Below are 13,155 nucleotides of genomic sequence, written 5' to 3' on the forward strand. Positions count from 1 at the left end.
ATGCAGGACAAGATCTTTGAGACCGTCGATACTTATATCGACGGTCTTTTTGCATCTGAGGATGTGATTCTTGAGTCTATACGCGATCGGGCGCGCGCCGCAGGCCTGCCTGAGATCGAAGTTTCGGCCGGGCAGGGCAAGTTCCTCTATTTGATGGCCAAGCTGACAGGCGCGACCCGAATGCTGGAGGTTGGCACACTGGGCGGCTATTCGACCGTCTGGATGGCGCGGGCGCTGCCGGAGGGTGGCCAGATGACAACGCTCGAACTGGACGCAGCACATGCCGCCTTTGCACGCGAGACATTCAGGCTGGCTGCTCTGGAAGGCGTTTGTCATATGATCGAAGGGCCCGCACTGCAAAGCCTGCAGGTGCTGGAAGGCCCCTTTGATCTGGTATTCCTTGATGCCAACAAGGACCAATATCCGGATTACCTGGAAGAGGCGGCCCGTTTGCTGGCCCCCGGTGGCCTGTTTATGGCCGATAATGTCATCCGCAAAGGGGCCGTTATCGACCCGCCCGTGGACGATGTGATGGCGCGCGGGGCGGCCGAGTTCAATCGGCGCCTGTCATCGTATCCGCAATTTGAGTCGATTGTGCTGCAGCAGGTGGGCCGCAAGGGGCATGACGGTCTGGCGGTTGCCCGCAAGCGCGCCTAATCGCGTGGGGGAACGCTGGCTTTCACACGCTTGCGGATGGCGCCGGGCAGCCAGCGCGTCATGAAGCGCGCCTGTTCGGCATCCTTGCCGACCATATAGTGGATGTCCTTGCCATGGGCTGCGTCCCAGGCACGTTCGGCGGCCATGGAGACCGGATAGACCGTCATGCCATTCTCGCGCATCTGGTCGGACATTTTAACGTTCGAACCCTCAGAGGCGCCCATGTCGAGAATTGGCGTGTCGACGAACCAGGGCATCAGGCTGGTCACGCGGATGTCGAGATCACGGAACTCAGCGTCGAGGGCCTCTGTCAGGCCGCGAACGGCAAACTTGGTGGCAGAATAGACGGCGAGCTGGGGGGCGCCGACAATGCCAGCCGTCGATGCGGTGTTGACGATGCGCGAGGCGGGCGTCGCCTTCAGCAGGGGTAGGCAGGCATGGACGCCATTGATCACGCCTTTGACGTTCACATCGATGAGCGCGTCATTGTCGTCGCCCGAGATATCCTCGAACCAGCCATGACGGCCGATGCCGGCATTGTTGAAGAGCACGTTCATGGCGCCTTCGGTGGCCTCGCCGAAGCCGTTCACAGCGGCGGCCCAGTCGGCGCGCTTGCGCACGTCTAGCGTCGCGACATGGCAGTTCTTCATGCCGATTTCGTCGGCGACCTGAGCCAGGCTGGCGGAGTTCACATCATACAGGCCGCAATACCAGCCGCGCTTGGAGAAGTAGCGGGCCGTTTCGGCGCCGATGCCGGAGGCCGCGCCGGTGATGAATATGCTCTTGCGTCCGCCCGATCGGGTCATGCCCTGTCCTTCATGCGAGAAGTTGTGTCATCAACTCAGAGTGTCAGACGACATCGAGCCCCACGTCAAGGTTTGGCGCGGAATGGGTGAGGGCGCCGACAGAGATGAAGTCGACGCCGGTTTCGGCAATTGCGGCCACGGTGGAGAGGTTTACCCCGCCTGAGGCTTCAGCGACGACACGGCCGTCGATCATGGCAACGGCGCGGCGCAACATGTCCGTATCCATATTGTCGAGCAATACGGCATGGGGGGTGAACTTCAGCGCTTCTTCCAGCTGGTCGAGCGTGTCGACCTCGATCTCGATCATGCGCAAGTGGCCCGCATAGGCCTTGGCGCGTGTCATCGCTTCGGCAATCGAACCGCAGGCGGCGATGTGATTGTCCTTGATGAGGATGGCGTCATCGAGGCCGTAGCGGTGGGCTGTTCCGCCGCCGCAACGCACGGCGCGCTTTTCGAGGGCGCGATGGCCGGGCGTGGTCTTGCGTGTGCAGACGATCCGCGCATCCGTGTGGGCAATTGTCTCCACGAACTTGCGGGTCAGCGTGGCCACACCAGAGAGGCGGCCAATGAAGTTCAGCATCGTGCGTTCGGCCGTCAGGATTGAGCGGGCTGTGCCGTCGAGGCGGCCGACCACGTCGCCGGGCACGATGGCGCTGCCATCCGGTTTCTCAATTGAGAGCTGCATCGCGGGATCGACCAGGTGAAGCGCATGCGTGGCGGCATCAAGGCCTGCGATGACGCCCGGTTGGCGCGCAGCGATAACCACGCTCATTTTTGTCTCGGGCGAAATCGTCGCGTCGGTGGTCAGATCGCCTGCGCGTCCAAGATCCTCTGCGAGCGCAAGGCGCACGATAGGATCAAGGATGATGGCGGGCAGGGGCGGGGGCACGGGGCTCATGTATCAGGCAATCTCTTCAGCTGTGTCTTTGAAATCGCGAAGCAGGAACTGGCGTTCAGGCTCGCCGGTTTCCGGGAAGTCGCTGCGATAATGCCCGCCGCGGCTTTCTTCGCGCGCAAGGGCGGCGCGCGCCATCAGGCCCGCGGTGACCAGTGGCCGCGCCGGGCCGTGTTGATCGCGAAGCGTTTCGACGGTCCCGATAAGATCAGTCAGGCCTGATGCGTCACGCACGACGCCGCACTTGGCAGACATTTCGCCGCGCAGGGTCTGGAGGGCGTCATGTGGCAAGGAGGCCGGAATGGTGGCCGTTGAAGCACCGGGCTCATCAAGGTCTGCCTCGCGCAGGTGCGCGGCGATGCGATGGGAAAAGACCACCGCTTCGAGTAGGGAATTGGAGGCGAGGCGGTTGGCCCCATGGGCGCCGGTCGAGGTGCATTCGCCGCAGACGGATAATCCGTTCAGGGTGGATCGGCCCCAGAAATCTGCGACGATGCCGCCCATGTGATAGTGCGCTGCCGGCGCAATCGGTATCATGTCGAAGCGTGGGTCGATGCCTGCGCTCTTGCAGGCACCAAAGACCGTGGGGAAGTGTTCGGGGAAATGCGTGCCGACGGCTGTGCGGCAGTCGAGGAAGGCGCCCCGGCCTGCGGCGCGTTCGGAATGGATGGCGCGAGCGACTTCGTCGCGCGGGGCGAGTTCTTCCAGCGTGTGATAATTGGCCATGAAGCGCTTGCCGTCGCGGTTGCGCAGCGTGGCGCCTTCACCGCGCAGGGCTTCAGTGGCGAGCGGTGCAGGGTCGCGGCCGATATCGATGGCTGTCGGGTGGAACTGGACGAACTCGACGTCTGCGATGAGCGCGCCGGCTTCATAGGCCATGGCGATCGCGTCGCCGCGGGCTTCGCGCGGATTGGTGGTGACCTGGAAAAGGCCGCCTGTGCCGCCTGTGCAAAGCACGGTCTGGCAGGCTGTCTGGGTGGTGATGTTGCCCGCAGCATCGCGCAACACGACGCCCGCAACGCGGTTCGTCTCGTCTTGAAGCAGGCCGACAGCGCGTACGCCTTCGATGACGGTAATGTGGGTCGAGGCGGCAACTGCTGCGACGAGCGCGTCCATGATCGCCTTGCCGGCAAGATCGCCTGCCACACGCGCCACGCGGGGGCGGCTGTGGGCGGCTTCAAGCGACAAAGCGAGCGCGCCGTCGGGCGTGCGGTCAAACGGGACACCGAGGGCGATCAGATCGCGAACGCGTGCGGGGCCTTCCTCGGCGATGAGGCGGGCAATGATGGGGTCGACGAGACCCGCGCCGGCATTGATCGTGTCGCGGGCGTGCTGCTCGGCGCTGTCGAGCGGGTCGAGCGCAGCGGCGAGGCCGCCTTGTGCCCAGGCGGACGAAGCGGCCTGGCCGAGCGGGGCAGGCGAGATAACAAGGCAGCGGCGCGGCGCAAGTTCAAGCGCAAGGAAGAGGCCGGCAAGGCCTGCGCCAACGATAAGTACGTCGCTCGCGGCCGCAGCGGGCGCGGTAATGGTTTGTATGTTCCCCCCGGTCACTGGATCAGGATATCCCGTCATTGGCTCGGCGGAATTCGGCCGGTGCCGTGACCGCAGAGACGAGTGCGCCGAACATGCGGTCGGCGGATTCGATTGTCAGCGTGAAATTGTCGGGCATGTAGATCAGGCCCTCGACCTTTGACTCCAGCATTTCCTCGATCTGGGAACGGATGGAGACCTGGTCGCCATAGCGGCTGGCCTGGCAGGACTGGCGCACGACTGAGCGGCCCCATAATGTGCACATCTCCACGGCCGTCAGCTCGCACGTATACTTACCCTTGTCCGGATGGGGGGAGAGGTTCATCGTGCCGGTCATGACGCATTCGCCATTGCGATAGGGCCGCGTCTGGAAGCTCCAGGTGCCGAGGACATCCGTCTTGTCGGTGTCCTTGTCGTTCCCCGCGGAAGCAGGGAAGCAGGCGAGCAGGGACAGCGCAGCTGCCGCCGCGATACGGAACCTGACCGGAAACATGCGGAACTCCTCTGTGCCTTTGCCAAAACGCCCGTCACAACCATAATCCCACCCCGCGCCAGCGCACAACTGCGCGGCTGCCTTACATGACCATTTCGACTTCCAGCGGCTTCAGGCCGGTTTCGAACGCCAGGGGACGTTCCATCTTCGGCAGGGCCATCATGGCATCAAGTGCCTGCTTGGCCCGGACGCGGACATCCTCGGGGATTTTTACCTCATACTTGCCCGTCACCAGGCAGTCATAGATGTTTTCCAGCGTGATCCGCTTCATATGCGGGCAAAGATTGCACGGCCTGATGAAGTTCACGTTGGGGTTCACGGCGGCGACATTGTCGCTCATCGAACATTCCGTCAGCAGCACCACTTTGCTCGGGCTGTTTTCCGAGACATAATTGGCCAATGCCGAGGTGGATCCGGCGAAATCAGCCGCTTCCAGCACGTCTGGCGGACATTCCGGGTGGGCCAGGATCACGACGCCCGGATGGGCCTCGCGGAGCTGGTTCACGTCGTCGGCGGAGAACAGCTCGTGCACTTCGCAGGCGCCGGGCCATGTCAGGATACGGATATCGGTCTGGGCGGCCACGTTCTTTGCCAGATACTGGTCTGGCACCATTATGACCGTGTCAGAGTTCCATTCTTTCGCGACGGCCTCGACAACCTGCGCCGCGTTCGAACTCGTGCAGGTGATGTGGCACTCGGCCTTCACTTCGGCGGTGCAGTTCACATAGGTGACGATCGGATAGTCCGGATATTTCTGCTTGATCAGGCGCACATCGGCGCCCGTGATGGAGGCCGCGAGAGAGCAGCCTGCGCGCATGTCCGGGATCAGAACGGTCTTGTTCGGCGCGAGGATTTTCGAGGTTTCGGCCATGAAGTGCACGCCGGCCTGTACGATTATGTCCGCTTCTGTAGCGGAGGCTTCCCGGGCGAGCTGGAGGCTGTCACCGCGAAAGTCGCCGACGAGGCTGAAAATGTCGGGCGTCATGTAATTGTGCGCCAGGATGACAGCGTTCTTCTCTTTCTTGAGGCGATTGATGGCGGCCACGAGGGGCGCCACGGCGGGCCATTCCATCGGCGTCACGAAATCGGCGACCAGCGGATAGAGATGGTCGGTTTCTGCCTTGACGGCGGCGTCATAGGACAAGCCGCGCGCTTCGGCGGCAGAGGCGCCACGAAGCGGCGTCGGGGTGGGGCATCCGGGAGCTGAATCGATCAGACGGGCCATGTGTTCCTCCTTGCACCGGGCGACTTATGCTCGATGTGAGTATAATATGGACCTGAAAGCTGCCGTTTCAAGGGTATCCTTCAAACGGCCGGGATCAGGGCTCAAGTACAAAGCTTATGCGATAGTTATACGCACTATGAGCAAAAGGGTTTCTATAGGTGAGGTGGGAGGATGGCAAGTAGGGGCCCGTTAACGCCAGATCAGCTGCGCTAAACGCCGAACTGCTCGCCCTTGCCACCTTCATTGCGGACATAGGTGATCACGGCGTCTATGAAAGCCAGTGTGGCACTACCAGTACCGTTCCGGCGGTCCTCGATGTTCATGCGGATCTTGAACAATTGCTCTGCGGCCAGCACGCGTTCTGACTGCCGCCGCTGCCGCCGGAAATGCCAGTCAGGCGCCGTGGTCGGGCTGATCTCGGGCAGGCTCGTGGCGTGTTCGGGGCGCACGAGCCGGGCCGCAAGCGCCTTGGCGGCGTGCAGGGAATCCTGCTTGCCGAGCAGGGCAAAGGCGCGGGCGCGGACATGATCGAACTCGCGATCCTCAGAGATGAGGCTTAACAGGCGCGACAGGCGCTTTGACTCTTCCTGCTGCCAGTAGGCGCGCGATGATCTGGCATCGGCGATGACATCGTCGACATAGCGATAGAATTTCCGCGCCCAGTCGCCTTCTTCGCGTTTATCCTGGGGCGTATTGCTGAACATGGTGGCCAGCTTGGCCATTCGCTCGGTGACGGAGCCGACGACGAGATCACGGGCGAGCCATTGCGCCACGGTGCGCACGCGCTCGTCCTTGTCCTGATAGAGCTCGTTCAGGCGACGGGTATTGTAGTAATAGTCGCCCCGGTCGAGTTCCTGGCTCTTGTCGAGGTGCGCCTTGAAGAAATCGAGGGCGCGCGCTTTCAGCGGAATGCCGTCAGTGCCGGGCTTGCGATAGGATTCGCGCAGGATGCGGCGTTCCATGAAAGGATCGAAAAAGTCGATCTGCCCCGCTTCGAAGAGGCGTTTCTGTGCCTTGTTGCGTTGCATGATGCCGAAGGCCTGCAGCAGGGCGGCGATCAGGACGACGTCGACGAGCAGGCGCGAGATGAAGACGATATGCCGGGCGGCGGCGCCTTTCGGAATGAAAGGCTCTTCCTGCGTGACGTCGTAAATATCCACCCAGTCGACAATGGGCACACCCTTGGCGAGTTCGGTGCCGAAGAATTTCAGCCATTCAATGAGGCCGGTAGACTGGGCGGCGCCGGCAAGGATCATCGGGTCGACCGGTTCGAAAAGGTCGAAATGCATCTGGATCTGACGCAGGGCCAGCGGCACCAGCACGAACAGCCAAGCATAGCCCATCAGGGCTTCGTCGCGCAGGTCATTGGCAAAGCCGATGCGGAACTGGTCTGACCGCGTGGTCTGGATGCGCAGCGCCTTCTCGCGGTCGTCCTCGACCCAGGCCCAGCGGCGCCCGAGGCCGAAGATGATCAGGCTGGCAATGGCTATTGGTGCGAGGCCCCACGGGTGGGGCAGGGCATAGCCCATGGCCGACAAAGGCAGCATGATGAGTAGGAGGATCAGCTGGGGCACCATCAACCCGCCCTGCGTTGCGCCCGAAAGCGGCGCGAGCAGGCGCACCATTGCCGCGTCGAGACCGCTGACGAGATAGCCGGGATGCATGGCAAAGCCAGCTTTTGCGACATCGGGTTTGTCAGTGTCTTCGCGCTCTCCGATCAGGCTGGAAAGGTGGGGCAGGAAGATGAAGGCGAGAAAGCCCATCACGACCAGCGCCATGATGACGAGGCCGAAATTCTGCTCCATCGAAAAGACCTGTTCGCCGGCCGCCCATGCACCCGTGCCAATGGCGCCGATCAGGGCGACGCCGCCCAGCAGCGTGGCCATGCTGACCGGGCCTTCGGGGTGTTTGAAATAGTTGCGGTGGCCTTTGCCGCCGGCTTCTGAGGCGACAAGGTGAAAGCCGTATAGGAGTGGCAGGAAACCTGCGCCGATGGCGCCGAGATAGATGCTGCGCTGGACCGGATGTGTCAGGTCAACCGGCCACGGCCACGCGCCGAAGGGCACATTCGGGCCGAAGGCGATCCAAGCCAGGACCGAGAGAAGCAGGAACAGGAAGAGGAAGGCCGTGTGGAAAGCGGGCTGTTCTTCGGTGCCGGGTGCGTCGTCCTTGTGGGTGGCATCCCAGCGATTGCGGATGATGAACAGGCTGAGCGCAACATAAGCGGCCAGTGGCAGGGCGATGATGAGGCTCCAGGCGAGCCAGCCGGAGACAGCCTCCGTGTTCTCCAGATCTGTGATTGCGACGGCGAGAGCGCCCAGTGCCGCCACGCAAAGGATGAAGACCCCCAACCAGAGGTCTTCCTTGTCAAACCCGCTCCATCGCGGCCAGCCCGGCCGCCATTCCACGTTCAACATAGCCAGCATTGGCGTCCCCACTCCACACGTGGGAAACCTTAACCATTTGTTAACTTCATTGGGAAGTTGAAAGTTTGGCCCTTGCGGGCAGCGCTAGTCCTTGAAGAGCTCAATGGCCGCCGCCGACATGGCTTCAACGCCCGTCGCAATTGTCGGGTCATAATCTGGCGCAAAGCCCGAGGAGTGGAGCGATGGAAGAGACGCGCCGCCATTCTTGGACTCGGTATATTTGCCCGGGTTCACTGCGCCGAGCCAGAAGATGACGCTCGGGATTTTCTCTGCGGTGCGGCCATACTGGCTGAAATCCTCGCCGCCCATGACGGGTTTGACCTCTTTAACGTTCGTTGCGCCGATGGCCTTGCCGACAGCCTTCATCGTGCGGGCCGTTGTGTCGGGATCATTATAGGTCGCGGGGGTGTAGTCGCTTTCGACCGTGACTTCGGGCTCCGGCGCGCCGAAGGCTTCGGCTTCGCCCTTGGCGATGCGCTTGATGCCGTCGAGCAGCATCTGGCGGGTCTTGTCGTCATAGGAGCGCACGGTGATCAGCAGGGTGGCCTCATCGGGGATGATGTTGTGCTTGGCGCCGGCCTTGAACGAGCCGACCGTGACGACGGCGCTGTCCTGCGGATCGGTATTGCGCGAGACGAGGCTCTGCAGCGCGACAACGATATTCGAGGCAACGAGGATCGGATCTTTCGTCGTGTGCGGGTAGGCGCCATGGCCGCCGACGCCTTTGACGACCACGTCGACGCTGTCGACATTGGCGAGGGCGAAGCCGGTGGAATATTCGACCGTTCCGGCCGGGGCGCCGGCGGAGACGTGCAGGGCGATATTGTAGTCAGGCTTGGGGAAGCGCGTGAAGAGGCCGTCGGCCAGCATGGCTTCAGCGCCAAGGCCGATCTCCTCGGCGGGCTGGGCGATCATGACCAGCGTGCCCTTCCATTTCTTTTTGTTGGCGATCAGGTCGCGCGCAGTGCCGACCCATGTCGTCATGTGCACATCATGGCCGCAGGCGTGCATGACATTGCTTTCCACGCCGGTCCATGTGGTCGCTTCGACCTTGGAGGCAAAGGGAAAATCGGTCTGTTCCGGCACGGGCAGCGCGTCCATGTCGGTGCGGATGAGAACCGTCGGGCCATTGCCATTGCGGAACACGCCAACAACGCCATAGCCGCCGACGCCGTCGACGACGCGGCCATTGTCTTTCATGGACTTGTCGACCACCCAGTCCTGGCCGAGGCCGGTTGTGACTTCAAAGCCGAGGCCCTGCAGTTCGGTCGCGAGGATCGCTGACGTGTTGGCTTCCTCGAAGGAGAGTTCCGGGGCCGCATGGAGGCGCTTGTAGAGCTCAACAAGGGACGGGTCGGCGGTAGGCAGGGGCGTTGCCGGGGCACTCGCGGGGACAACGGAGTCCGTTCCTTGACCATTCCGGGTCGTCAGAACGGTCGGTCCCTGACCGTCGGCTGTCGCTTCGGTGCCCTTGTCCTTGCCGGGGCCTCCGCAGGCAACCAGAACGAGGGCGAGGGCAGTCAAGGCGGCTGGACGGAACATAGGCGGGTACTCCTGAAACGGTTCAGGCGGACCCTAACGGAGTTTGACGCCCTGCCAAGTGGCGGGCGGGCCACAGCAGCCTAGTTCTTGCCGCGTTCCAGATCTTCGGAAAGCTCGATATCCACAGGCGTTCCGGCGAGGCGCTGGCGGTAGACCTGTGTGTTCTCGAGCACGCGCTGGACATAGTTGCGCGTCTCACCGAACGGGATGAACTCCACCCAGTCGACCGGGTCGACCTGGCCGGTACGCGGGTCGCCATAATCCTCGATCCACTGTTTCGGCCGGCTCGGGCCCGCATTATAGGCGGCGGCGGTCATGATGTAGCTGCCCTTGAACTGGGAGAGCAGTGTGTCGAGGTGCTGACCGCCAAGGGTCATGTTGTAGCCCGGATCATCGGTCAGCCATGATGTGCGGAAGGGCAGGCCCTGCATGCGCGCTTCGCGCTGGGCGGTGGCGGGCATGAACTGCATCAGGCCGCGCGCGCCGGCATGGCTGACGGCGTTCGGGTTCATTTCGCTTTCCTGGCGCGAGAGGGCGAGCATCAGTGGGCGCTCGACCTGTGGTTCACGCAGCATCGGATAGCTCACAACCGGATAGGCGGCATCCGTCGCGACGATACCCTTGGCGAGACCGGCCTTGGCGCCGCGCACGCCGATATCGGGCACGTGATACTCATTGGCGAGCTGCGCGAGGAGGATGAACTCGGCCTCGTTATCGAGCTGATCATCCAGATGGTAGGCGAATTCGCGGAACATGCGGTCTTCACCTGCTTCGCCAAGCAGGCGGAGGGCCTTGACCAGCGGGCGGGCATTGAAGGCGGTGATCTGTTCGGGCGTTGGATCGGTCGAAGCAGCAAGGGAGAGCTTCTTCTGGCCAAGGCGCTCGGCGGCGAGCTGGCCATAATAGGTGAAATTGTATTTCGCGGCGCCAGCATAGGATTGCACGGCAGCATCTGTCTGGCCGAGCGCATCTTCGGCGCGGCCTGTCCAGTATTCGCCGCGGGCAAGGCTGATCGGCGTGCCGACGCTGGCCGTCATGTCCTGGAAGTGTTTCAGGCTACGGTCGGGATTGTTGTTCAGGCGCAGCGCGATCCAGCCGGCGGCCCATTCGGCGTCGGCAAAGTCGGATCCCTCGGTCATGGCGTGCGGGGCGACGAGCTGGTAGGCGCGCGACCATTTGCGGTTCTTGAGATCGTCGCGCATGGCGATATTGCGCTCGTCCCAGAGTTTGGAACGCCCGGCTTCAGGCACGTCATTGGCATTGATGCTGACGAGGAGCGGCGTTGCGCCTTCCTGATTGCCGCGTGTGCGGCGCCAGCGGGCGCGGTCATAGAGCAGACCCGGATTGTCCTGAAGAGAGGAGGGGACAGCTTCGACCAGCCTGTCGACATTGCGGCCACGGCCAGCCAGACCGATCCGCGCGTCGACCAGTTTGCGATAGTCGGAACTGACGAGCGGCTTCAGGTTTGAAGCGGCGGTGCGTTGGTTGGTCCAGAGCAGGAATTCGATACGGGCGCGGTGGTCGGCCTCGGTCAGCAGGCCGCCATAGGTGGCCAGAACGATGCGTTCGAGATCGCGCTCCATGGAATTATTGTGCCAGGCATCGCGGACGAGGGCCTCGGCCTTGGCGGGTTGGCCAACGGCCTTGTAGCTGCGGGCGAGGGCGATCTTGCCGGCGCCCGTGCGCGGACCGGATTGCGTGAGCCAGAGAATGCGGTCGCCATGGCCAAGCGAGGACAGATCAATGATCTCCTCGGCGCGCTTGCGCATGGCGCCCTGCTTCGGCCAGGTCGGCAGCGTATCCATGGCATTCTTGACTTCATCGAAGCTCATGCCCGGCACGCCGGCGCTGGCGCGCATCCACAGGATCAGGTTGCGTACAGCCGGGTCGCTGGCCCGTGCCTGAAGGTCAGCCACTTCGTTCCAGTCATAGCGGCCTGCGGCGTCGAGCGCCTTGTGCAGGATTTCCGCATTCTTTGCGTCAGTCGTCTGAGAGGCATAGACGCGCTGCGGTTTCAGGCTCGGCGCATCAGGCAGGCCTGACGCCGAAGCGCTGAGGGCGGCGAGGCCCAATAAAATCGAAACGGCGAAAGGGCGGTGTAATGGAGCTGTCATGGAGTTTATTTCTACGCCAAAGCATGAGAAGGCATTGTTAAATATTACGCTACAATTCCCACCAACTCCCTAATCGCGGCAACAATACGATGTTTCATGGTTCAATCCCAGCACTGGTCACACCCTTCAGGAACGGGGCTGTCGATCGCAAGGCCTTTGCCGCGCTTGTCGAGCGCCAGATCGCCGGCGGTTCCAGTGCCGTCGTGCCTGTCGGCACAACCGGTGAAACATCGACTCTAACCACCGAAGAACACAAGGACGTCGTGACGCTTTGTGTAGAAGTGGTTGCAGGACGCGTGCCCGTGATTGCCGGCGCGGGGTCCAATGCAACCGATGAGGCGATTGACCTTGTCGAACACGCAAAGGCGGTCGGCGCAGACGCGGCGCTTGTGGTTTGCCCCTATTACAACAAGCCGAACCAGGACGGGCTTGAGGCCCATTTCAGGGCGATCAATGACGCTGTTGCCCTGCCTGTGTTGCTTTACAATGTGCCGAGCCGAACCGTTGTGGATCTTCTGCCTGAAACCGTGGCGCGGCTTGCGCAACTGCCGAACATTGTCGGCATCAAGGATGCTTCGGGCGACGTGGCGCGCGTCAGCCAGCACGCGGCGCTGATCGGGTCTGCGCAGTTCGTGCAATTGTCGGGCGAAGACCCGAATGCACTTGGCTATCTCGCGATGGGCGGCAAGGGCTGCATTTCGGTGACGGCGAATGTGGCGCCGGACATGTGCGCCGCCATGCATGCCGCTTTCCATGCGGACGACCTCGCCGGAGCGCAGGCCATTGAACGCAAGCTGATCGCGCTGCACAAGGCGCTGTTCTGTGCGCCGTCGCCGGGACCAGCCAAATATGCGCTGTCGCGTCTTGGCCTCTGCGAGCCGGATGTGCGCCTGCCGATCACGCAGCCAGATGCCGCCGCGCGCGAGACGATAGACGCCGCTCTGGCACTTGCCGGCATCCATGCCTAAATAGACGCCATGTCAAAGACACAGCAGACCAAGGGCAGGGGCGATGGCCTCGTTGCAGAGAACCGGCGTTCCCGGCGTGAATACGCTGTGGAAGACACGCTGGAGGCGGGCATCATGCTGGTCGGCTCAGAAGTGAAATCCCTGCGGCAGGGCAAGGCGAACATCGCCGAGAGCTATGCCAGCGTCGAGGATGGCGGCCTCTACCTGATCAATTGCGACATCCCGATCTATAATGCCGCCAACCGGTTCAACCACGAACCGAAGCGCAAGCGGAAGCTGCTGGTCTCCAAGCGGGAGCTGGCAAAGCTGTCGCAGGAAGTCGAGCGGGCAGGCCGCACGATCGTGCCGCTGAAACTCTATTTCAACGACCGGGGCATCGCGAAACTGCTGATCGGCACGGCAACGGGCCGCAAGGCGCACGACAAGCGCGAGGTCGAAGCCAAGCGCGACTGGCAGCGGCAAAAGGCGCGGATCCTGAAAGAGGGGTGAGGGGCTGCGC

11 protein-coding genes are annotated in these 13,155 nt (G+C 62.6%); 3 read left to right on the forward strand and 8 right to left on the reverse strand.

Going from position 1 to position 13,155, the window contains the following annotated elements; translation table 11 throughout:
• Positions 1 to 657: an O-methyltransferase gene (locus HOC_RS02110; protein ID WP_035535494.1), complete on the forward strand. Its 657-nt coding sequence runs from the start codon at positions 1 to 3 to the stop codon at positions 655 to 657.
• Here HOC_RS02110 and HOC_RS02115 read toward each other — a convergent pair.
• From HOC_RS02115 to HOC_RS02150, 8 genes are all read right to left on the reverse strand, one after another.
• Positions 654 to 1,463 carry an SDR family oxidoreductase gene (locus HOC_RS02115; protein WP_035535497.1) on the reverse strand — a complete coding sequence of 270 codons (810 nt, stop codon included), beginning with the start codon at positions 1,461 to 1,463 and terminating at the stop codon, positions 654 to 656. The genes HOC_RS02110 and HOC_RS02115 overlap by 4 nt on opposite strands.
• Before the next feature lie 43 nt (positions 1,464 to 1,506).
• Positions 1,507 to 2,361, reverse strand: coding sequence for a carboxylating nicotinate-nucleotide diphosphorylase (gene nadC / locus HOC_RS02120; protein WP_035535500.1), 855 nt, complete (start codon positions 2,359 to 2,361; stop codon positions 1,507 to 1,509).
• Between the two features lie 3 nt (positions 2,362 to 2,364).
• Positions 2,365 to 3,930 (reverse strand): L-aspartate oxidase, encoded by a 1,566-nt coding sequence (locus tag HOC_RS02125; protein ID WP_035535504.1) that lies wholly within the window; start codon positions 3,928 to 3,930, stop codon positions 2,365 to 2,367.
• Positions 3,914 to 4,381, reverse strand: a complete 468-nt coding sequence (locus tag HOC_RS02130; RefSeq protein ID WP_035535506.1) for a hypothetical protein — start codon at positions 4,379 to 4,381, stop codon at positions 3,914 to 3,916. The genes HOC_RS02125 and HOC_RS02130 overlap by 17 nt, the downstream gene beginning before the upstream one ends.
• A gap of 82 nt (positions 4,382 to 4,463) precedes the next feature.
• Positions 4,464 to 5,606 carry a quinolinate synthase NadA gene (gene nadA / locus HOC_RS02135; protein ID WP_035535509.1) on the reverse strand — a complete coding sequence of 381 codons (1,143 nt, stop codon included), beginning with the start codon at positions 5,604 to 5,606 and terminating at the stop codon, positions 4,464 to 4,466.
• Positions 5,607 to 5,815: 209 nt separating this feature from the next.
• Positions 5,816 to 8,032, reverse strand: coding sequence for a hypothetical protein (locus HOC_RS02140; protein WP_035535512.1), 2,217 nt, complete (start codon positions 8,030 to 8,032; stop codon positions 5,816 to 5,818).
• 84 nt (positions 8,033 to 8,116) lie between these two features.
• On the reverse strand, positions 8,117 to 9,574 hold the full coding sequence (locus HOC_RS02145) for an amidohydrolase (protein ID WP_084146089.1): 1,458 nt from the start codon (positions 9,572 to 9,574) through the stop codon (positions 8,117 to 8,119).
• Positions 9,575 to 9,654: 80 nt separating this feature from the next.
• Complete coding sequence (locus tag HOC_RS02150; protein WP_035535514.1) at positions 9,655 to 11,688, reverse strand: lytic transglycosylase domain-containing protein; 2,034 nt, start codon at positions 11,686 to 11,688, stop codon at positions 9,655 to 9,657.
• A gap of 89 nt (positions 11,689 to 11,777) precedes the next feature.
• On the opposite strand from HOC_RS02150, the gene dapA reads away from it, so the two are divergent.
• Both dapA and smpB read left to right on the forward strand, forming a co-directional pair.
• Positions 11,778 to 12,656, forward strand: coding sequence for a 4-hydroxy-tetrahydrodipicolinate synthase (dapA, locus tag HOC_RS02155; RefSeq protein WP_035535516.1), 879 nt, complete (start codon positions 11,778 to 11,780; stop codon positions 12,654 to 12,656).
• 9 nt (positions 12,657 to 12,665) lie between these two features.
• Entirely contained in the window at positions 12,666 to 13,145 is a 480-nt protein-coding gene (gene smpB, locus HOC_RS02160) for an SsrA-binding protein SmpB (RefSeq protein WP_035535519.1), read from the forward strand.
• Positions 13,146 to 13,155: the final 10 nt, after the last annotated feature.

The organism is Hyphomonas oceanitis SCH89, from assembly GCF_000685295.1.
GTDB classification, from domain to species: domain Bacteria; phylum Pseudomonadota; class Alphaproteobacteria; order Caulobacterales; family Hyphomonadaceae; genus Hyphomonas; species Hyphomonas oceanitis.